This is a genomic window from Psychromonas sp. 14N.309.X.WAT.B.A12, from assembly GCF_030397575.1.
GTDB lineage: Bacteria > Pseudomonadota > Gammaproteobacteria > Enterobacterales > Psychromonadaceae > Psychromonas.
This window is the reverse complement of sequence record NZ_JAPNXS010000001.1, coordinates 642039-666104: the sequence shown is the minus strand read 5'-3', so window position 1 is coordinate 666104 and position 24066 is coordinate 642039. Positions and strand designations below refer to the sequence as shown.

General features: G+C 37.3%; 13 protein-coding genes and 1 pseudogene. 8 read left to right on the top strand and 6 right to left on the bottom strand.

What is annotated here, in order from left to right:
- Positions 1-21: 21 nt before the first annotated feature.
- The 5 genes from OW492_RS02900 to OW492_RS02880 all read left to right on the top strand — a co-directional run bounded on the left by OW492_RS02900 (position 22) and on the right by OW492_RS02880 (position 12041).
- Complete coding sequence (locus OW492_RS02900; protein ID WP_290038291.1) at positions 22-1272, top strand: MFS transporter; 1251 nt, start codon at positions 22-24, stop codon at positions 1270-1272.
- A gap of 230 nt (positions 1273-1502) precedes the next feature.
- On the top strand, positions 1503-1685 hold the full coding sequence (locus OW492_RS02895; RefSeq protein WP_290038289.1) for an MbtH family protein: 183 nt from the start codon (positions 1503-1505) through the stop codon (positions 1683-1685).
- 111 nt (positions 1686-1796) lie between these two features.
- Entirely contained in the window at positions 1797-9095 is a 7299-nt protein-coding gene (locus tag OW492_RS02890) for a non-ribosomal peptide synthetase (RefSeq protein WP_290038287.1), read from the top strand.
- Positions 9096-9431: 336 nt separating this feature from the next.
- Positions 9432-11207 (top strand): DUF4347 domain-containing protein, encoded by a 1776-nt coding sequence (locus tag OW492_RS02885; RefSeq protein WP_290038285.1) that lies wholly within the window; start codon positions 9432-9434, stop codon positions 11205-11207.
- A 216-nt stretch (positions 11208-11423) separates the two neighbouring features.
- Positions 11424-12041, top strand: a complete 618-nt coding sequence (locus OW492_RS02880; protein ID WP_290038283.1) for a TetR family transcriptional regulator C-terminal domain-containing protein — start codon at positions 11424-11426, stop codon at positions 12039-12041.
- An 81-nt stretch (positions 12042-12122) separates the two neighbouring features.
- Here OW492_RS02880 and OW492_RS02875 read toward each other — a convergent pair whose 3' ends face one another.
- From OW492_RS02875 to OW492_RS02850, 6 genes and pseudogenes are all read right to left on the bottom strand, one after another.
- Positions 12123-12878 (bottom strand): transporter substrate-binding domain-containing protein, encoded by a 756-nt coding sequence (locus OW492_RS02875; RefSeq protein ID WP_290038282.1) that lies wholly within the window; start codon positions 12876-12878, stop codon positions 12123-12125.
- Between the two features lie 29 nt (positions 12879-12907).
- Positions 12908-13801 (bottom strand): DMT family transporter, encoded by an 894-nt coding sequence (locus OW492_RS02870; RefSeq protein WP_290038281.1) that lies wholly within the window; start codon positions 13799-13801, stop codon positions 12908-12910.
- Between the two features lie 11 nt (positions 13802-13812).
- Positions 13813-14496 carry an ABC transporter permease subunit gene (locus OW492_RS02865; RefSeq protein ID WP_290038280.1) on the bottom strand — a complete coding sequence of 228 codons (684 nt, stop codon included), beginning with the start codon at positions 14494-14496 and terminating at the stop codon, positions 13813-13815.
- A gap of 8 nt (positions 14497-14504) precedes the next feature.
- Positions 14505-15215 carry an ABC transporter permease subunit gene (locus OW492_RS02860; protein WP_290038279.1) on the bottom strand — a complete coding sequence of 237 codons (711 nt, stop codon included), beginning with the start codon at positions 15213-15215 and terminating at the stop codon, positions 14505-14507.
- Positions 15216-15229: 14 nt separating this feature from the next.
- Positions 15230-16003: an ATP-binding cassette domain-containing protein gene (locus tag OW492_RS02855; protein ID WP_290038337.1), complete on the bottom strand. Its 774-nt coding sequence runs from the start codon at positions 16001-16003 to the stop codon at positions 15230-15232.
- Positions 16004-16117: 114 nt separating this feature from the next.
- Positions 16118-17296: pseudogene (locus tag OW492_RS02850) on the bottom strand (pyridoxal phosphate-dependent aminotransferase); the annotation flags it as partial.
- A 525-nt stretch (positions 17297-17821) separates the two neighbouring features.
- On the opposite strand from OW492_RS02850, the gene OW492_RS02845 reads away from it, so the two are divergent.
- From OW492_RS02845 to OW492_RS02835, 3 genes are all read left to right on the top strand, one after another.
- Positions 17822-19492, top strand: a complete 1671-nt coding sequence (locus OW492_RS02845; protein ID WP_290038277.1) for a methyl-accepting chemotaxis protein — start codon at positions 17822-17824, stop codon at positions 19490-19492.
- 792 nt (positions 19493-20284) lie between these two features.
- The gene (locus OW492_RS02840; RefSeq protein ID WP_290038276.1) at positions 20285-21856 is read left to right on the top strand and encodes a polysaccharide lyase family 7 protein; all 1572 of its coding nucleotides are present in this window, start codon (positions 20285-20287) and stop codon (positions 21854-21856) included.
- A 238-nt stretch (positions 21857-22094) separates the two neighbouring features.
- A complete protein-coding gene (locus tag OW492_RS02835) occupies positions 22095-23582 on the top strand; it encodes an MATE family efflux transporter (RefSeq protein ID WP_290038275.1) in 1488 nt (495 codons plus the stop codon).
- The last annotated feature ends 484 nt before the right edge of the window (positions 23583-24066 follow it).

Sequence of the window (24066 nt, the reverse complement as noted above, 5' to 3'; positions counted from 1 at the left end):
TTTTTATCTCAGGATGAGTCTATGACTTTAGAAAATAGTGCAGCAAAGCCAACCAGTAATTGGGTCGTAAGGTTAGCTTTTTTGATAAATATAATATCGCTTGGCGGTTTTATGATGGTGGTGCCTTTAGGGCCTGATTTAGTGAAGAGTATTGATCTGAATCCTGCGCATATTGGTTACTTAATCGGTGGAGCGATGTTTGGATCTGCGTTATTAACTTGGTTATTGGCTGATCAGCTTGATAAATATGATCGAAAATCAATATTGGTACTATTTTTATTATTAAGAGGCCTGTGTTTAATCGCCTGTGGATTTGCCTCCTCTCCCTTAGCATTGATTATTTTGTTTACTTTATCGGGTAGTTTTACTGGACCTGCTTCATCGGTACTAATGGCTGCTGTGATTGATGTGACACCACCGCCAAACCGCGGACGAGTGATGGCCTTTATCGGTAGTGCTTTTTCTATCGCTGCGATCTTAATGGTGCCATTATCCTTGCTAGTTTCTTTGTATTTTTCATGGCAAATTAACTTTTGGATATTTGGTGGGTTAGGTATATTACTGGCTTTGTTGTGTGTAATAGTTTTTCCTTCAATGACTGCGCATATTCAATCAGGGAATACCGCAAAACAGAAAGCTGTTTCGCTATTATTGTCACAATCAAAAGTTAAAATAGCGCTATTAGTTGTTGCAATTCAGATACTTGCTCACTTCTTGATCATCAGTAATTTCTCTGCTTATTTTCAGTTTAATCTTGCATTTCCTCGAGAGGATATGTCTGCATTATATTTTGGAGGTGGTATTGCTAGTTTTATTATTTTGCAGTTCACTGGCAAATTATTTGATAAAGGCATTCGTCACCAGTTACATATCGTTAGTGCATTAATGGTTGCGTTATCTCTGTACCTTATTTTTATCGCAACACCACAAGTGAATGAATTGTTTGTGCTTTTTGCATTAATGATGACGGTTAGTACAGTGAGAATGAGTGCTACAACAAGTATCATCAGCCATCTACCTGCACCACCACAACGTGCCGCTTTTATGTCCATTAATAATAGTGTTAGCAATGTTGCTTCTGGGGCTGCAGGGTTTTTATCTGCAGCGTTATTGACTACTACTGTAGATAATAAAATTGTCGGTATGGATTGGGTTGCTATGATTAGTATTCTATTAACTATTGCTGCGCCAATTATTTTGTGGCGATGGGTAAATCATGACTCTCTAGTAACCGATTCTCATCATCAAGCCACACCGCTAGCTAAAAATTAATTATATATGATAAGAGGAAAATTTTTTCTCTTATCAATCAACACAATGTCGATCTAATACCTCACTAATATTGATAAATGCTTATGCCGATATAGGGATAATTGTATTTAAATATCAGTTGATAGTGATAATCATTAAGTTTTTTGGTGTTTGTGACATTTAACCATAACCATTAATGATTGATGTTAATGGTTTAACAACTCAGCCTGTTAAGGTTTTAAGGATAAAAAATGCAAAATGAATATATCAATCCATTTGATAATACTGACCATCAATTCTTTGTATTAATTAATGATAAACAACAACAGAGTCTATGGCCAACCTTCACTGATGTGCCAAAGGGCTGGCACGTATTGTTTGGGCCTGAGCAGCGAGAGAAGTGTATGGCATTTCTATTATCGGCGTCGTCTTAATAGGTCGTTTTTGAAAATAGCGTTAAACAATCACTATGAAAAATAGGCCTGATAAACGAGTGTGCCTTGCTTATCATCATTTTTAACATCACTAAATAAAAGGATGTCATTTTGCCAAATACTACTTCAACTGAAATTTCTATTGCTCATTCCTTGCCAATTGTAGGCCCTCAATTAGGAATTTGGGTAGCAGATCAATTAGCCGCTAAGGATAATACTTTTGCTGTTGCTCAATATGTTGAGTTATTAGGAGATATCAATGTTGAGCGACTTAATGAAGCTATCAAACTTGGGCTGATAGAAGCGGATACAGTACATACTCTATATCAAGAGCATGCGGATGAGAGTGTGCAAATACTACAATCAGCTGACGGTAAAGCGCGGCTTGTTGCTGATTTTGTTGACTTAACAAATGCCAATAATTGTGCAGTTGATGATGCTATTAGCATCATGCGAGATGATATTGCACAGGCTCCAAGAGCGAATGCAGAAGATAATCGCTTTCGACATATTGTGTTTAAGTTACCGACTGAAAAAGGTAAACCGAAATGGCTTTGGTATCAGCGATACCATCATTTAATGTTAGATGGATTTAGTTTTACTGCATTGACACAACGCATCAGTAATATTTATTCAGCTCTGCTGTCTGGAGAAGAGATAGGAGGTTCACCATTTACCCCCTATGACGCAGTTGTTAAAGAATATATTGCTTATGATAAAAGTGATAAAAAAAATAGAGATAAACAGTTTTGGCAAGATTATTGTGAGCAGGATATTGCGCCTAGCTCATTGTCTTATCGTCAGTCAGCGAGTACTGATGGACTTAATATAGATGTGATCAGAGAGCAGTTTGTACTGTCGGGTGAGATTGCCGAATCACTAGGGCGTCATGTTGATTATTCTTTATCAGATATTGCTAGCACTGCTGTGTTTATTTATTTGGCTAATCTCACAGGCCAACAGACTCAATGCGTAGGTTACCCATTAATGAGACGGATGGGCTCTCAGGCTTTAACAACATTGGGTACTTCAGTTAATGTACTCCCGTTAATCATGACATTAAAACCTGAATTTACCTTTGAAGATTGCATTAAAGCTTTGATGCAACAAATTAAAAAAATTAGACGCCATCAGCAATACGAAGCAGAGCAAATACAACGAGACTTAGGGGCGGCTGGCAACAAAGAAAGACTTTATAGTGCTACGTTAAACTGTAAATTATTTGATTACCAGCTAGATTTAGCAGGTGTAAAAGGTAAAACACATCAAATGGCTACCGGGCCGATTGAAGATATCGAGTTTGGTATTTATCTACTTCAAGGTAAATTATCAATAGAATTATCTGCCAATGCAACACGCTACAACCAAGCTGAATTACAGTTACATGGCCATCGTTTATTAAATTTATTAGCCCAGTATGCACATAATGTAGCGTTTAATTTACATCCTGCTTTAGATAGTTATTCAATGGTCACTTCTGAAGAGAAACTACAATTAGTTGAGTGGTCAAATGGCCCCAAAGTTGATACAAGCCCTTATGGTGAAACTATCGTTTCGTTGTTGGTAAAACAAGCTAATACAGCAGGGCATAAAACTGCGCTGGTTCATGAAGGGGATTCATTAAGTTTTGAAGATTTATACAAACGTGTTAATCAATTAAGCCGCTTGTTACTCTCTCACGATGTGAAAGCAGGTGATTTGGTTGCGGTTGCTGTGCCACGCAGTATTGATTCTATTATTTCTATTTTTGCCATCATGAATATAGGTGCGGTGTACCTGCCGCTAGATCTAGGACATCCAGCAGATCGTTTAGCCATGATGTGTGAAGATAAAATCCCCAGTCTTGCATTAAGCACCATCGACAATAAACACCTGTTACCTGACACAGTATTAACCCTTTGTTTAGATGATAAGCCAACGTTAACCGTACTTGAAGCTTGTTATGATACGCCTTTATCGGAAGATAAAACGGATGTTAGAAAACAGCAGCTTGCCTATGTGTTTTATACTTCTGGTTCTACTGGAAGACCGAAAGGGGTAATTGTCTCGCATGGTGCATTAATCAACCTTATTAGTGCTTTACAGGCGAAAGTTTATCCAAGTGTTGACTGTAATAAGCAACAATTAAGTGTTGCATTAACTGGATCCTTGTCCTTTGATACCTCTTGGGATCCTATTATTTTAATGGCTTTAGGCCATAAACTTCACCTTTATTCTGATAATGTAAAACAAGATGTTTTCTCGTTATTAGCCTCGATTGAATCAGATAAAATAGATACTTTAGCCGTTGCTCCTTCTTTGGCGACACAACTAGTGCAAGCCGGTTTATGTGAAGAGGGCAGACATCAACCTCAATTAATGGATATTTGTGGTGAGCCAGTACCACCTTCGCTTTGGCAAACCTTGCGTAATAGCACTATTGCTTCACATAACATCTATGGGCCAACGGAATTTACCGTTTATGCAACTAGTGAGCAGATAACTGATAAAACGCCTGATGTTGAAATTGGTAAACCCTTTGCCAATACTTCAGTGTATATACTCGATGAACAGCTAAAACCTGTTCCCATTGGCGTTAATGGTGAGTTGTATCTCGCTGGTGATAATATGTCTTCTGGGTATTTGAATAGACCTGATATTACAGCCAGTCGATTTGTAGCCAATCCATTTATGGATGGGGATGTCATGTACATGACGGGGGATATTGTACGTTGGTCAGCACAGGGACAATTAATATTTGTTGGGCGCTGTGATAATCAGGTAAAAATTCGTGGCTATCGTATTGAGTTAGGAGATGTAGAAGCTGCACTGTCATGTTTAACGGTAACCAAAGAAGTAGCTGTTATTGTTGAACAAAATGATAATAGTCAACGTTTATTGGCTTACTGTACTTTGAATAAGCATCAACTAGGCGATGAGTCAGAAGTTGTTGCTCGTATTTTAAAACAACTGAATGCGGTATTACCAAGTTATATGGTGCCTTCTGTAGTCTCGATTTTAAATGAAATGCCATTAACCGTGAGTGGTAAAATTAATAAAAAAGCATTACCTAAACCGATTATGTTAAGTCAGGGGGCCTTAATACCTAAGACGGTGAAAGAAGTGTTGTTATGTCAGCAAATGGCTTCTGTATTGGATATTGATAGCGTGGCGTTAGATGATGACTTTTTCAAAATGGCTGGAGACAGTATCAGTGCTATGCGGTTAAGTATTGCATTACATAAACAAGGTTATGAGTTAAGGCCACAGAGCATTTTCCAAGCGAGAACCGCAGAAAAAATGCTGGGCACGATGAAAGAAATTCAAGCCACCTCGAAAACCACACAGCAAATAGTTGATGATCAGCTGGATAAAAGTCGCGCTAGAACTAAAGTGTTAAATACTCTATTTAATCAACAAGAGTATCAATTACTACGTCAGCATTATGGTGAACAAGCGGATATTCTACCTACTCTGCCTTTGCAAGCCGGATTATTATTTCATGCGCAAATAGCAGGAGAAGATAGTCAATATAGTTTTACCACCAAACTAAGTATCGCTGGAGAAGTTGATACTGAACAGTTGCAACAGGCGATCGCTAAATTGATCGTACAACACCCTCAATTAGCGGCACAATTCGATGTGCAATTAACAGGCAAAGCCTTGCAAATTATCCCGGAAATTTCATTATCTAGTGCAAAACAATACGCACCTCTGCATACATTGGATTTCAGCACTTTAAATGAATCAGATAAACAAAGCGCTTTATATTCTTTAGAAATGGATGAAGCCTACAGAGTGTTTGAACTTGATAACAATAATGGCCAAGGTGAAATATTGCCATCATTACTGTTTTTTAATCTAATTAAACTGGCCGATAAACAATATGAACTGTTAATTACGGCACATCATCTCATTATTGATGGTTGGTCTACCCCAATTTTATTGAGGGACCTATTTGTGCATTATGTTGGTAGCTATGTTGATGACTCTGCGCAGGTGGATACTTTAAATGCGCGTTATCAAGATGTCGTAATAGAGATGGCGAGTAGTTCAACTGAAACGGCAAAACAAGCTTGGAGAACAGCATTAAATGACGTAACACCGACACTGCTTTATGCACAATCGACTTCAGATGTACAAGAATTAAAAACCAGTTTAGATACACGGTTAAGTGCCCAAATACACCAATATTGTCAACACCATGGAGTGACGCTAAATACCTTAATACAAGGAGTTTGGGGCCTACAGCTAGGTGCTATGTGTGGACGAGATAAAGTGGTATTCGGTAGCCCAGTTTCTGGTCGATTCAGTGATGTAGTTGGTATTGATCAGCAAATTGGTTTATTCAGTAATACCTTACCAGTCGCTATTGACTTTAATAGCTACCAAACGGTGTTAACTCAGTTATTGGCGTTACAGAAACAGCAAATCACTTTAATGTCTCATGATAACTTAGGATTAGGTGAAATCCAGCGGATTGCTAATCTCGATAATCTATTTGATACTTTATTGGTGGTGGAGAACTATCCAGCTGATCAGGACTTCCTAAGCCAGTCATACCGTGGACTAGAAGTTAAACAAGTTGAAAATAGAGGATATACACATTATCCACTGACTATATTAGTACTACCTGGTGATAATATACGTATTTTGTTTGAATACAGAGATGTGGTTAAAGCACCTGAACAGTTAGTACAACGCTTTATCCAAATATTAACGCAACTAGTTAATAACTCAGAAATTTCAGTACCCGAATTAATATTTCAAACTGAGCAAGATCAGGAAGTGATATGCAAAGCGAACCAGACTGATGTTGTTGTAAAAGAACATTCTTTGCGTAATTTACTACAGCAGCAAGCACATCTAACGCCGACTAAAATCGCATTAAAAGATGCGCAACAATCATTTACCTACCAACAAATGCGTCATCAAGTAGAAAACGTAGCAACAGGTTTGTTACAGGAAAATAATAGCGATAATTCCGGTACAGACTTCATTGCCATTGCAGTCCCTAGGAGTTGTGAATTAAGTATTGCTCTGCAAGCAGTTATTGAGATAGGGGCTGCATACCTACCCCTGGACAGCAGTTATCCTGATGAACGATTAGCTTTTATGTTATCAGATGCAAAAGTCACCACTTTAGTCACAACCAAAGAGCAACTGCCAAGGTTTGCTAAGCCTGCTTTTAGTGGTCTATCACTTAACATTATTTTAATCGATCGCTTATTAATACAGCAAAAAACGGATAATTCATTTTCTGAGCATGCTGTAAAAACAATTAAAGCTGACGATCCTGCTTATGTTATTTATACGTCTGGCTCTACGGGTAAACCAAAAGGTGTGGTGGTCTCGCATCAAGCTATTGTTAATCGACTGTTATGGATGCAAGCTGCGTATCAACTCACTAGCGAGGATGTTATTTTACAAAAAACACCTTCAAGTTTTGATGTATCAGTGTGGGAGTTTTTCTGGCCATTAATTGAGGGCGCATGCTTATTTATGGCTGAGCCTGAGGCACACCGAGACCCTCAAGCCATATTAGATACTATTATTTCAGAAAACATTACAACCTTGCATTTTGTTCCTTCGATGTTAGCGACCTTTGTTGAGCATGCATCAGGAACTAACCAACTATCTGCATTAAATAGTAGATTAAAGCGAGTATTTTGTAGTGGTGAAGCGCTACCAATTGGTTTGGTTGAACAGTTTGAAGCAATCAGTGATAAGCCATTACATAATCTTTATGGGCCAACCGAAGCTGCTGTTGATGTTACTTATTTTCCGGCTAATGAAGCAACTAAAAATCAACTAACTGAAGTGCCAATTGGTTTGCCTGTTTGGAATACTCAGCTACGAATTTTAGATCATCAACTTCGCCCTGTTGGTGTTGATTGTATTGGAGAACTGTACTTAACAGGACAACAACTCGCCAATGGATATTTAAATAGGCCCGATATTACTGCAGATAGGTTTGTTGCAGATCCTCAAGCGGACGGTCAACGCATGTATCGCACCGGCGATATTGCTAAATGGTCAAATGATGGCAATGTGATTTATTTGGGGCGCACTGATGACCAATTAAAAATTCGTGGCTTACGTGTAGAGATAGGAGAGATAGAGCAAGCGTTACTAAGTTTTGATGAGATTAAAAAAGTGACGGTTGATGCACGAGCTTTACAACGCTCAATACCAACACAACCACTTCAAGATAATCGTCAGCTGGTGGCCTATTATATTGCTAACAATCAGGTGAACCAAGGGCTGCATTTAAACGCTTCGCAAATGTTAAGTAGACTCTCTGAGAGCTTACCTACGCACATGATTCCCATTGCTTTAATTGAAGTAAACGAGTTTCCACTGAGTGCAAATGGTAAGTTAAATAAAAAGGCATTACCTGACCCAGAACAAAGTCAATCTAGCACAGGCAGGAAACCAACAGCAGGTGTTGAACAAACTATTGCTCAAGCCTTTAAGAAGTTATTAAATGTAAATGATATTTCAGCACAAGATAGCTTCTTTAATTTAGGTGGTCATTCGTTAATGGCCATGAAGTTAGCCGTTGAATTAAGAGCGAGTTTAGGATTGCCTGTGTCAGTTGGACAGATAATGGTTTCACCTACTATTGAAGAGTTGGCTTCAGTGTTAGTTGATGAAACATTACGTAATGATCCTGAAAAAGCAGGTTTTGGACATATCTTACCTATTCGACAAGGGCAAGGTACACCGCTTATCTGTATCAATCCGGGCTCAGGCTTTTCATGGCAGTACACTGGACTTCCAAAATACCTTGAAGGGAATTACCCAATAGTTGGTTTACAGTCACCTCGACCTAATGGTGCTGTTGCTGTCAGTGAGGATATGGAAGCTGCCGTTGAGCATTATTTTAGGGCATTGAAGGGTGTACAGCCACAAGGACCTTATCATTTCTTAGGGTATTCGTTTGGTGGAACTGTCGCGATTGCCTTAGCGGCTAAACTTGAGAGGTTGGGTGAGCAGGTCTCTTTTGTTGGATTATTAGATACCTATCCACCGGAAGGACAAGAATGGAAACGTCCTACTGAAGCAGAAGCAAGAGAGGAAGTGGAACGTGAAAAACGTCAATTCTTTGCTGCTGCCGAAAATGATATTTCAGACAAAGCAGGACTCGCAGAACAAGACAAAATGTTTAATGATATTGTGGCTAACTATGATGATACGGTGCGCTTATTGTCCAAAGCAACTACGCAAAGTTACTCAGGAAAAGTACATCTATTTGTCGCTGAAAAAACCTTACCTGAAGGTTGGGATGAAGTTAAGTCCTGGGCACCTTTTGTTAATGACTTGACAAAATATAGGCTGCCATTTTCGCATGATGATATTTTATCAAGCGAAGCGTTACTGAGCATTGGAACTAGGCTATCTAGATTAGTAAAATCAAGTTTAAATTAGTAACAAATAAAACCTCATTACCTACGAAATTTGTATGTAATGAGGTTGTTCGATTCACTTTGCTTCTTCTACTGATTTGTAATCTGAGTTAAATTTCCTCTATCAAAGCATAAATAATCTTCTTTTTGCTTATAATTATTAATTATAAAGCATCCATATTTAATTAAGATCACTTTGAAATATATTTATTTACGTTAAGTGATTTATTTCCCATTTGAATGCTATTTATATGAAATCATTAGTTATTTCGTAATGTCCACTTGATATTTTTTTGTTTTTTTACTATATACTACTAAGGTGATATTTAATGGACTATGTTGTTAAAAGGAGATTTACATGAGCAAGGGGTATTACGAGCTAGAACCTAGGATTTTACTGGACGCTGCTGCCTTAGTAACGGCTAGTGAAGTCAATGATAGCCAATCAGACTCAGCAGATGTTGCAGCAAAAAAACAAGTTGATAACGAAGAAAAGTCAGAGGCAAAATTAGCTGAGATTGAATCACTTTCTGCGAGCCTAGTATCCCTTAATTCATCTGCTGACAACATAGACCAGATTGTGTTTATTGATAGCCGAGTTACTGATAGCGGTTATACTGTAGATGCAGATGAAAATACGCTAGTCATTATTTTAGATGCTAATGAAAATGGCATCGATCAAATTACAGAAACCCTTTCTCAATATGACTCTTTAAGCTCAATTCAAATAGTCAGCCACGGTGATGATGGCGAATTACTTCTTGGTAGTACCAACCTAAACTCTGATACCTTAGCAGACTACAATGATTTGATTGCAACCTGGCAGGATGCCACGGAAGAGGGGGCAGACTTATTATTGTTTGGTTGTAATGTTGCTGAAACTGAAACAGGTCAAGAATTTGTACAAGAATTCGCTTTATTAACAGGACTGGATGTAGCGGCTTCTGTTGATGATACTGGTTCTGATGCATTGGGAGGAGACTGGGATTTAGAATACACAGTGGGTGATATAGAAGCTGAATCTATTACTTTACTCAAAACAGATGCCTCTGCTCACGATTTATTACTGAGCGCAGGAGCGAATGATGACTCTGCTAGCACAGAAGAGAACACTAGCCTGAGTGGAAATGTTTTAGATAACGACACCGCTACGGGTGATAAAGTAGTCACGGCGGTGAATGGTGGAGATGCTCTTAATACCGATGTTGAAGGCTCCGACGGTGGTATTTTTACAGTAGACGGCGATGGTAATTATAGTTTTGAACCTGGCACTGATTTTGATTACTTAGCAGACGGTGAACCACAAACAACTTCTATTACTTACACATTGACAGATGTTAGTGATAATACAACTGAAACGGCTACTTTAACCATAACCGTAACTGGCACAGATGATACTGCTGAGATCACTGACAGTAGTGCAACCTTTGATGAAGAAAGTAATCTTAATAATCCCACACAACAAATCATTACAAACACTGAATTAAATACAACGGACCCTGAGTCAGAAGCAAGTGAGATTGTTTATACCCTGCTTTCAGAGCCAAGCGCTGGACAGTTAAATCTTGATGGTACCGTATTATATCTTGGTGATACCTTCACTCAGGATGAGATCGACAACGGTTTATTGAGTTATGTTAACGATGGCAGCGAAGTGACTGCTGATAATTTTACTTATGAAGTTGTAGATAGAACGGGTAATACATTAAACAATCAAGTATTTGACATCACTATAACCGCTTACAATGACCCACTTGAAGCAGACAGTAGTTTAGATCCTGATGAAGATGGGGCTGTTGTGGTTGAAGTCTCAATAGGTGAAGGTGAAAGTCTAACCTTTAGTGATACTGAGCTTTTATATAATGATGCTGATAATTCAGCGTCACAAATTGTATTTACAATAGAGACATTAGATAACGACGAAGGTGTATTTTCATTGGACGGTGTCACACTCAGTGTTGGTGATACCTTTACCCAAGCAGATATTACTGCGGGCTTAATTATTTACCAACACAACGGTGAAGAGACAACTGGTTCTGAGGGTTTTACTTATTCTGTAACAGATGGGGATATCAGTTTAACAGGATCTGTGGTTATCAGTGTTACCCCAATTAATATGGAAACGAAACATTAGATAAAATCAGATAGTTAAACAGAAATCCGTATAAACCGGGGTATTAACTCGTTTTCTTAACCAGCATTGAGGTTGATCACTATTATATGAGTTAGATTACCTTACTAATTGATTTATATGAAACTGAACACCTTTATTTTCATGTATTATAAAGGCCTTAAGTACTGTTAATTTATTTTCTACCTTATCCTCAAATACACAGGCGAATTAGTTATTATGCGAGTTAAAAAGTTTGACCGAATAGAACCCGATGAACGTAAATCTCTGATGGTACAAGGCGTTATAAGAAGTTTAATCGCTGATGGTTATGCTGGTTTATCGGTACGTAAAATAACTAAAGAAGCGAATGTTTCACAAGGGTTAGTTAACCACCATTTTGGTTCAATGAATGCTTTAATTATTTATGCTTATCAATCTGTTTCTGATGAATTTATGGTTAATATAGAAAGCATGCTTGAAGCTTGTGAAGGCGATGCTTCAGCACAGTTAGATGCATTTTTTCGTATTCATTTTGATGTTGAATCTTTTGACCAAAGCCTATTAAAGCCCTGGTTAGTCTTTTGGAGTTTAATCAGAGACTCGGAAGGAATGGCTGACGCTTATGAAACAGCAAATGGACGGATAGAAGTTATTTTAAAAGCATTGCTAAATGAAATAAAACAAGATGAAAATTTACAGGGTACCAATGTGTCACTAGCTACTCAGGGATTAATGGCATTGTTAGATGGTCTTTGGGTTAGACAATGTTTAGCGCCTCAACATATTTCACTGCAAGATTCATTAAGTGTATGTAGAAACTGGACTATAGGGTTTAAAGCAGGTTTATATAATTAATTTGCAGCCTGTTCTTAATAAAAAGCAGAAAGTGTTGAATAACTACTTTCTGCTTAAACCAATTAATATTAATAGTATTCACTAAGGAGCGATATTAGTACCAAAGTATTTGATTGAGAGCTCATTGTAATGATCTCTACTAACAACTTTTTTAATTGCAGTACTTAATTTACTTTCAAGTTCACTATCTTCTAAACGGACGCCTGCTGCAACCCCTTTACCTAGCATCTCTTCGTATTCCACTGCACCATAATATTTTAGACCATCTTTATTTTTATTAAAAAAGTCAGTGGCTGGAATATCATCGGCTATCATGAAGTCAATACGTCCTGCTAAAAGGTCTGAGTTAACTGCATCTTGCGTATCGTAATAACGTATACTGGTAAACTTTCCTGCTTTTTCTTTAATGTAAAAAGCGGCAATTGTAGAGGTTTGAACACCGATTATTTTTCTTTTTAGCGTGTCTTTATCAAGTGCAAATTCCTGCCCATCAAGACCAACAATCGCTGGAAGTGTGTTGTAATATGGTGCAGTGAAACGTACCTTTTTTGCGCGTTCATCTGTGACTGTCATTGACGCAAAGATAACGTCTATTTTTTTACTTTCTAAGGATGGAATAATACCATCCCATGCAACTTCTTTGACCTCACAATCTAATGCTGCTTCTTTACATATATCTGCTATTAAATCTATTTCAAAGCCTTGCCAAGTGCCATCCGATGACTTTGTTGCAAAGGGCGGGTAAGGTTCTGCTGCTACACCAAATTTAATTGTATCTGCAGCTTGTGCTGAAATAGCAGTAAATGCCATAGAGAGTGCTAATAATGCTTTTTTCATTTTCTTCTTCCTTGTTGTGAGTAATAAAATTAAGTTTCTGCGTGTAATTTAAGTGTTTTATTTTTATTATTATTGGCTAGTACTGAGACAAAACCACTAACTGCAATCATGAACGCTCCGATGATTAAATAGTTGTTGGGTTCACTTCCCCAAATTAGATAAGAGAAAATAAATGCCCAAATAAGACCAGTGTATTCAATGGGCGCGAGTACAGTGGCTTCAACATGCTCAAAACTGGCAAACAAGAAGTATTGTCCTGCTGCGCCGATCACTCCAGTGATCATCATTACTAAAATAGCTGTGCTATCCAATGAGGTAAATGTCCAAGGTAAACTGACACCTGTGATCACGATAAACATAAAGTTAGCTGCCACCATCTGTACAAGGATACTTGCTTTACCTGATAACCTTCTTAATAAGATGTAGGTATAAGCCCATAACAGCGCTGAAAAGAGTGCGTAAAATACTGATAAAGCTTGGCTAGTGAATCCAGGGCGTGAAGCGATTAATACGCCAATAAATCCAATAAAAACACTTGTCCATTGCAGTTTGGTGGGTTTTTCATTGAGTAATAGTACTGCTAATACCACTACAATTATTGGTGCAGAGTAATAGATGGTTGTCATCTGCGCTAAACTTAGTTCTTTTGCTGATAAGTAATAAAATACCCAAGCTAAAGCGGCGATTAAACTACGCCACATTAATGGTTTGATAACAGGGGATTGTATTGTTTGTTTAATAATTGTCGAACGACCAATGACTAAGCAGATGAAGAGCGCTGCAAGACTCCGCCAGAATAATAATTCTGCGACACCAAAGTCGGCAACCATCCATTTCATGACTGCATCTTGAATAGAAAAAATAGCGTATGCAGCAAAGCAAAGTAAAATACCTTTGTTAACTGATTTATTGTTTATTAACATCAATCTATTCCTTATTGTTTCATTGGGATGCGTTTTTCGAATTGTGCAAATATGAATTCAATTAGATAGGTTGCAATAATGTAAATTGCAGCCACTAATAACAGCGGTTTATACACTTCAAAGGTAATAGAGCGGATCTGATTAGCGGCGCCTAATAGATCAACGACTGCAATGGTTGATGCTAATGCAGTAGATTTTAATAACAGAACGGTTTCACCGGCTAAAGTCGGTGCTAATTGATACAATGCTCTTGGTAATCGAACTCGTAATAAGGCCTTAGTTTCAGTCATTCCATAGGCTCTTGCGGCTTCTACCTCTCCTTTAGGTACAGCTAATAAACCGCCACGAATAACTTCACTTAAATAAGCGGCTGTCGATATAATTAGGGCAAAAGCAACGTACCAAAAGCCATCACGTAGATAGGGCCATAAAAAGTGTCCTCGAATCCATGGTACATGGGAAAATAGGGTGCCAAGCCCATAATAATAGATATAAATTTGTACCAGTAATGGAGTACCTCTTATCACACTAGTAAAGAGAAAAGCAGGGTAAGCAATCACCCTGTATTTTGATAATCGTGCCAGTGCAACACCAATAGCAAAGATAAAACCAAAAATTAAACCAATGATTAATAACGCTAAGGTAACTTGTAACCCTTCATAAATAAGATTCGAATAGTCAATTAAGACGTCCATGTTTACTCCTAGTGTTTTGGTTGCCAGCGGCGTAAATGAATTTCAAGTTTGCGTAAAAGATAACTAGAAATAAGGGTGATTAAATAATAGATAACTGCAACTGAAACAAAGAACAGCAGATATTCACGAGTAGAACCACCAGCTTGTTTAGCTGTGTATAACAGCTCGTTAGTACCAATTACACTGATTAAGGCACTGTCTTTAATTAAATTAACCCATAAGTTAGATAATCCAGCTAATGCATGTGGCGCCATAATTGGTAAGGTAATTCTAAAAAACACTTTACGTTGGTTCATACCATAAGCTGAACCTGCTTCAGCTTGACCTGAGTGAACTGCTAAAATAGATCCTCGAAATATTTCAGATGCGTAAGCGCCTTGTACTAATCCCAATACGATAATGGCAACGGGTAAACCAGCAATTTCAACGTAGCCATATCCTAAATAATCTAATAGCATGTTGAGTAAGCTACTGCCTCCATAAAAAAATAGCAGTATTAGTAATAATTCAGGTACAGCGCGACATATAGTGGTATAACCACGGGCAAAGGATTGGCAAAAAGGGTTGCCATATAGCTTAGCTAATGCCGTTAATAACCCGATCAAAATACCGACAATGAACGCGCCAATAGATATTTGTAGGGTTACCCAGGTACCACTTAATAATGCTGGTCCCCATCCTCCTTCACCGAATCCGAGTAGTTGCATTGCTTCATTCATAAAAACTTCCCCTATTAGCGATTATGTTGAGCATTGATAAATTGACAGAACCGCTCACTTTGTGGGTTGGTAAATATGTCACTTGGTTTACCTTGCTCTTCAATAACACCTTGATGTAAGAAAGCTATATGAGAAGAAACGTCACGCGCGAATGCCATTTCATGTGTCACTAAGATCATAGTGCGACCTTCATCAGCTAAAGAGCGGATGACTTTCAATACTTCTCCTACCAGTTCTGGATCTAAAGCGGAGGTCGGCTCATCAAATAACATGGCTTTTGGCTCAACAGCGAGAGCTCTTGCAATAGCGACACGTTGTTGTTGGCCACCGGATAAAAACCCTGGATATTGATCTCGCTTATGTGCCATTCCAACACGTTCCAATAAAGCTTCGGCTCGTTCAGTCGCTACAGCTTTAGATTCACCAAATACGTGAATAGGTGCTTCGATTAAATTTTCTAACACAGTGCGGTGTGGCCAAAGGTTAAAGTTTTGGAATACCATCCCGAGACGAGAACGAATATCTAACAGTTGTTTTTGGTTGGTAACAAATGGACGACCTTTATGGTCAATATCGGTATTGATACCTTCACCGTTGACGTAGATAAGGCCTTTATTAGGTACCTCTAACATATTAATACAGCGTAATAGGGTACTTTTACCTGACCCTGAACCGCCAATTAATGAGATAACTTCACCTTCACGAGCACATAAAGAAACACCTTTTAATACTTCGTGATCTCCAAAGCTTTTATGTAAGTTAACTACTTCTATGACTTTTTTAGGCAGAATAATTTTGGGTTCAACTGCACTTTCTATTGTTGAAGTTTGTTCAGCTTGTTGGCTTGCTATGGTAATAGTGCCTTCAACTAGTTCGGTGACAAACTTTTTGATACGAGAGCAAGCTTCTGTTAATTCGGACTCACTGACAGAGAAAGATAAGCGAACAAATCCTTTCGTACAGCTACCAAAAGCTTCTGCATCTAAAGTTGCTACGCCTGTGTGCCTATATAAACTCCAAGTAAACTCCTTTGCGGATATATTTAATTGACGAATGTCGACTAGTACAAACATACCTGCATCTGGTGTGATCAATTTAACTGCAGGGCAATCTTTCAGCATGTCCATTACTAGATAACGGCGATGTTTATACACTTCAAGCATTGAACTACTAATAGATTGGTAATGCTCTAAAGCAGTAATAGCAGCTTGTTGTACAAAACCTGGCAGCCCATAAAACATGTTTAAAGTGAGATTTTCAATATGTCCGATCATGGTTGGATTGGCTATCATCCAACCTGAACGCCAACCCGTCATGGCATGAGATTTAGAAAGGCTAGATAGGGTAATAGTACGTTCTTGCATACCTTCTAATTCACGAATCGAAATAACTTCTTTGCTGAAACTTAGTGATTGATAAACTTCATCAGAAACGACCCAAAGGTCAAACTCTTTAGCGACTGCTGCTATCTCTTCCAGTTCATCGCGATCCATCACTCGGCCAGTTGGGTTATTAGGGTTGGCGAAAAATATTGCTTTAGTTTTTTCTGTTACTAGTTTCCGCAATGCTGTGTGACTGAGTCGGAAATGCTCTTCTTTTAATGTGGGTACTGGCACTATGGTTGCACCAGTTGATTTGAGTGTTGCTTCATAGGTGACATAAGAAGGGTCGATAACGAGTACTTCATCACCCGCGGTTAATAAACAAGTTGCAGCACAGTACAAGCCATTTTGTGTGCCCGGCAGTACAACCACATTTTCTACACCAACAGCATGTTTAGCTGTTTGATTATGCACCTCTGCTATTTTCTCACGTAAAGCCATATGACCGCAGGTATCGGTATAATGAGTATCGCCTTCTTTGATCGCTCTAATTGCACTATCACAAATAACATCTGGTGTATTAAAATCAGGATCACCGACACTCAATATGATTGTATCTTCACCTTTTCGTTGCGCATTTAAGGCTTCAAAATGGATATTCCAAACATCGCCACCTTGGCTTTTTATACGGTCTACAAACGGTGAATAATTCAAATCCTTCTCCTTATAAATGCACTCTTTTTTATCGTTTTTATTCATTTAGCATTTTTAGATTACCCTTAAATATACGATCGTTCAATAGTGTTTTTTTGCTAAAAGAGTGCGTTTATTTAGCTTCACAATAAAGGTGCAAAAAAGAGGTGATAGGTACATTTTGGTGCGAGGTTAAATGTATTGATAATGCTTATAACTAACTAAATATTAGTGGTTAGCTTCTATTTATATGAACCACAAGGGTGCATGAAAAAATATTTAATTATTATTCAGGTAAATCGTAATTTGGTCGATATAGTCTTTAGATCAATCTTTGGAATTAAATAGAAGACGTATAGAAATGTTCAATTGCTCTCTATTTAATCGGTGCAATCTAGCCCACACAATAGTCACAAACTGTCCTATTAAGTATCTTTTGTATTACTTTAGTAATATATTTATTGAGTGCATAAGCAATTCAAATGGAATGAAGGATGTACTAAGCAACTAATAATCCAGATCGATGATTACCAGAAAATGGGTACGGATAACCAATAATTTAATTTTATAAAATAAGATGGAGTTTAAAATATGTTACGTTCGCTTAAAGTGCAAATATACCTACTGGTCTTTATTCCCTTTGTGATAATGGCCGGTCTTGGTTTGTACAGTGAAATTCGTAGTACGACTGTCATTGAAGATAAAGTGTCAGAGATGACCTTAAACAACACTTTAGCAATAGAGAAAAAACGTTTAAAAACTGTCGTGGACTCAGCTTATTCTATGATACAGGATTACATTCAATTACCCGGTGATAGTGGTTTAAAAGAAGCGTTATCTGTTATCGATAAGCTACGTTATGACAATGGTACGGGATATATTTTTACTTATGACTTAAAAGGTGTTCGTTTACAAAGTGGTTCTGGTAAGGGTATTGGTAAAAACTTTTATAATAACCAAGATAAAAAAGGTAATTATATTACTCAGAATGTTATTAGCGCTGCAAAAGATGGAACGGGTTATAGCACTTATTACTTTGTTAAGCCTGGTGCAACGGAACCTTCTCCAAAATATTCATACTCTTTATTAGTACCAAAATGGAACATAGTCATTTCAACGGGCTTTTACATCGACGATGTAGAGAAAGCACAAAAAGAAGTCGATGCAGCGATTGTTGAAGTTGCTACAGAGGCAATCAATGATGCAATTTTTCTGTTCTTGATCGCTTTTATAATAGTGGCAGTTGCCGTCTTTATTGCTATTAATAAATTATACTTGCCACTTAATAACTTAAGTGTCTCAGTGAATGGATTAGCCGCAGGAGAAGGAGACTTAACGGCTACCTTACCAGCTAGTTATATATCTCTACTCGATAAATTAGCAGCAGATTTCAATAAATTTTTGGCTGCGATGGGATTAGATATTAAGAATTTAAAAGGCACCAGTGAAGAGCTTAACAATATTGCTAGTCAGTCAAGTCAGCAGCAAGCTCGTTTAGAGGCATTATCAAATCAACAGAAAGAAGAAACGGTACAAGTGGCTGCAGCTATTGACCAAATGTCTTCAACATCAAATGAAATAGCAAATACAGCAGAACAAACACGTGCTTCAGCTACTGCTGTGGAAACAGAAATAAGAGGTGTACTACAACAAGTAGAAGTGTCCAATGAGCAGCTTGAAGATTTAAATAGTTTAATGAAAGGAGTAGAAGGTTCAATCAACGAGTTGGGTGATAACGTGACATTGATCCATTCTGTATTAAGCGTTATTCAAGGTATTTCAGAACAAACTAACTTGTTAGCATTAAATGCAGCTATTGAAGCTGCACGAGCAGGTGAACAGGGGAGAGGGTTTGCGGTAGTTGCTGATGAAGTGAGGAATCTTGCTAAACGAAGCCAGGATAGTACAGTTGAAATCAAAGGGATTCTAGATAAGTTACAAGATAGTGCAGAGAAAACAGTACAAGATATGGCGCGTTCAGATGAACAAAGACAAGTTGTGACCGATGCCATGGCAAAAATAAGAGAGTTTATTCACAGCAGTAATCAAGGTATTCAACAATTATCAGAGATGAATGTACAAGTAGCAACAGCAGCTAGTGAACAATCAACAGTGTCCTCTGAGATAGCGGAACGAATTAACGGCATTGCTTCATTGGCTGAAGATATTGGTAATAGCTCGACAGAAGCAAGGTCACAGTTTGCAAGTTTAGAACTACAATCTAAATTAATCGCTGAGATGACTAATAAGTTTACTGTTTAGCAGATAATAAAAACGATATAAGCAATATGCCGATTGTTTATATCAATGGTTATTTAAAGACATTAAGGCTACGTACAAAGAATTTGTCGTAGCCTTTTTTATTGTTTAATTTTGGACTTTAATTATATCGTTGATGACAATAATCATACTGCGACTAGAGAAGAGTAGTGGCTCTCCATAACTAACTACTTAAATTCCTGAATAAGGAAGTTGGCCTTCTCTGGTCTAAATAATCTAAATTAATTGATCTGTTAGTAAAACAGATCAATTAATTGACGCTACAATTGTATAACCTTTGCAATTTAATAATACAATATGTCGAGGTTTATTTAAAAAAGTTAGTCTTTAGTGCTCTGTATATTTAGTTTTAAATAGCTTTTGAAATAAAATTTTATAGCATCGTTTTTTTAAAATATTCGAGTAAAATTTCTTTTATTATTTTAGTGAAAATAACCATTTCATGTACTTCTTTCTACCTGTTTAAAACTCACCAAATTTTCCTATCTTAAGTTAATAAAAGAAAATTAAGACGTTTGTGCCAGTGTATATAGGGCTTATGTTTTTTTTATTAATCTGTTTACAGATCTAACTTCTTAGCGATTTTATGCTGAAACTGAGATCTAGTTAAGACTTTCTAACAATCTTGAATACGTCTATTTAAAACTTGAGGTAGGCTTATTAGCAACAAAAAAAGAACTGTATGCACAGGGTAAGCGTGAATAAATAGTTACTTTTTACACGCAGACTATTTTGCATTTGTCATATTATTAAATATTATAAATAAGGGTTCCAATGAAACACGGAAAATTAAATTTATTACTAAGCACTTCAGTTGCTATCGCTTTATCTGGTTGTGCAACAACAGATGAGCCTGTTGGTCCAATTAACTTAGCAGGTACTTCAGCACCGCTAGTAGTGGTTGAAGCAATATCAAGTACGCATGATGGTAATGGCCCTGATCGTCTAATTGATGGTGATACGTCAACGCGTTGGTCTGCAAGTGGTGATAACTCTTATGCAGTGTTAGATTATGGTCAAGTTGCTGAATTTGATGCAGTACGTATCGCCTTTTCTAAAGGCAATGAGCGCGCTAGTACATTTGATATCTTAGTGAGTGAAGACGGAAATACTTGGACAGCTGTACTTGAAGGTGAAAAGTCATCTGGCAAGATCACGTCGATAGAACGCTTTCCATTTACTGCGGTAAAAGCGCGTTATATTAAATATGTTGGACATGGTAACACTAAAAATATGTGGAACAGTTTAACTGAATTTTACGCAGTGAATTGTGCTATTAATACTTGTCTTGCTAATGAGTTTGTAACTAGTGATGTTATTGCCGCTAATGAAGCAGCTAACAAAGCTGCTAAAGCTAAACAAGCTGAAGAAAAAGCAAGAATGGCTGCATTACGTAAAGGTGACTTCGGTACTTACGTTCCATTGAAATGTGATTCAGCAGTCTCTGATTGTACTAAGAAAACATGGTGGGATGTGCCACTTAAATCGCCAGTAATTCCTGCAGTACCAAAAGCAGGTAATAAGCCAGGTGAAAACTTTGACTTAACAACTTGGTACCTATCACAACCTTTTGACCATGATAAAAATGGTAAGCCTGATGATGTTAACGAATGGTATTTAAATCAAGGCTATGAGCAACCAGAGCTTTTCTATACTGGTGACGACGGTGGTCTAGTTATTAAAACCTTCATCAAAGGTACACGTACTTCTAAAAATACTAAATATACACGTACAGAAATGCGTGAAATGTTACGTCGTGGTGATAAATCAATTCCAACGAAAGGCGTTAACAAAAATAACTGGGTATTCGGTAGTGCTCCTGAAGCTGATTTGAAAGCTGCTGGTGGTGTAGATGGTGTAATGGATGTAACAATGAAAGTTGACCACACTACAACAACGGGTGAATTAGGCCAAGTAGGTCGTTTCATTATTGGTCAAATTCATGATCAAGATGATGAGCCGATTCGTCTTTACTACCGTAAATTACCAAACAGAGACACAGGTTCAGTTTACTTTGCACATGAAAACACACTGGAAGGTTCAGACAACTACTTTAGTTTAGTAGGTGATTTAAGTGGTGAAGTTGAAGATGGTATTGCACTTGGTGAAGTATTCTCATACCAAATCAAAGTTGAAGGTAACACAATGACGGTTACATTAAAACGTGACGGTAAAGATGATGCTGTGCAAGTGGTTGATATGAGTAAGAGTGGTTATGACCAAGGCGGTCGTTACATGTACTTTAAAGTGGGTGCGTATAACCAAAATAACACTGGTGATGCCGAGGATTATGTACAAGCAACTTTCTACAAAATCAAAACATCACACGATCAATACAATAAATAATATAAACATTATTTAAACGTCATTAAAGCCAGCTTTTGCTGGCTTTTTAGTTTCTGCCACTCGTTAGTTGTTTTCAACTCATCTATAATGAAATGATTAATAAACAAATCTATTTGTTTATCTTCGGTTTTATTCTGTTTTGTAATATTAGATTAGACTTTTTGTCATATAGTTCCTATGTCTTTATCAAAGCAGCATGCTTTTTAGCCTCAGTACAAATTAACGATGGAATCAATTTATGAGCAAAGGAAAGTTTGTTAGCGGTAATATTTTTAACCATATTATTGTAATGTCTTCCACCAATGCTATTGGTTTAACTGCATTGTTTTTAGTTGACTTAGCAGATTTATTTTTTATTAGTTTATTAGGACAAACTGAGCTCGCTGCAGCGGTTGGTTATGCCGGGACTATCGCATTTTTTACTACCTCCATCAGCATTGGTTTATCAATAGCAATGACGGCGTTGGTGTCAAGGTCTATTGGTCAACAGGATCGAGATAAAGCTCGTCGATATGTCATTAATATACTGGTGTCAGGCTTCATTATCAGTTCTATTATCGCCGCCATTATTTGGTATTTTACGCCCGAATTAGTGACACTCATTGGTGCGCGCGATGAAACACACGATCTTGCAGTGGAATATCTAAGAATTCTGTTACCTTCGTTACCTATCTTGTGTATAGCGATGAGTGCAGGTGCTTCATTACGCTCTGTTGGTGATGCGAAATTAGCGATGTACTCTACATTAGCTGGTGGGGCAGTTAATGCCATTTTAGATCCTATTTTTATCTTTGTCTTTGATATGGGTTTACACGGTGCAGCATTGGCATCAGTTATTTCTCGCTTTGCAGTAGCCTGGTTGGCTTTATATGGAGTGACTCGCATCCATCAATTAATGGGACGTTTTGATTACAAGTCATGGTTGGCGGATCAACGAGATATCCTTAAGGTTGCGATACCTGCTATTAGTACTAATATTGCAACCCCATTAGGTAATGCTTATGTCACTTTAATGATTGCTTCTTTTGGCGATGCTTATGTTGCTGGTTGGGCTATTGTTGCTCGATTAATGCCTGTTTCTTTCAGTATGATCTTTGCTATGTCTGGAGCTGTAGGGCCTATCATTGGCCAAAACTTCGGTGCTTTATTGTATGATAGAGTTCGCTTAACCAGTAAAAGAGCCTTACAATTTACTGTGGGTTATGTGCTTGTTGTATCGTTAATTATTTACTGTTTGCAAAATCAAGTTATTTTATTGTTTAGTGCGCATAGTGAAGCTGCTGACATGGTTGCATTCTATTGTACTTGGTTATCTGTCACTTTTATTTTTAATGGTGTTATTTTTATAGCAAATGGTACTTTTAATAACTTAGGGTATCCAAGTACCTCTACCATTATGAATATAGGTAAAGCTACGATCGGAACCGTACCATTTGTGTATTTTGGCGGTATGTGGTTTGGTGCATTTGGGGTTGTTGCTGGGCAAGCTGTAGGCGCTATTTTGTTTGGTATTATTGCTTGGTATTGGTCACAATATATTCTCAATCGCCTCGGTAAACATGACGCTGTAGAATTAATGCACCAAGATCAAGGTGAGGTCAATTTAACGCCAAGTTTACCTTTACCTCCATTTAGTTCTAATCGAGGTTATATATACTCCGAACAGGATGATGTTGATAATGAATCGGCTAATAGCCTTGATAACAGTCAGCTTAAAAGTAAATGAACTAAATTAATTTCTATTCAATTCATATTAAACCTCATTATTGGTGATTGTTTATAACGATTATTATTTCGATATTAATCGGGAGCAGCCACCAATTGATATTTTATTCTCAATTTTTCTAAATTAATCAACCTATATGCTTAAAAAAAAGACTAAAAAATAATTAATATCAGTACTTTATAATGTTTAGTTAATTAGTTTATTTGGCATAGCTAAATTTGACTTTTGGCCTCTATTGATTGTTATTCATTTAGTATAGACTGAATTTAATAACTAATTCGTATTACTATCTTATATTAATTGGTATTTATTCGCTGAAAATTATTGAGTAAGCTTTTTTGCATATTTATTACTTTTTGCATGTTAGATAAGCGAACAAACATTGATGTTATTTAGTTATTTAACAATACAAACAATCCAATTAATCATGCATATGCATATGCATAACGCTAAGTTAGCGCTAAGCCATGAAGAACATGGATTA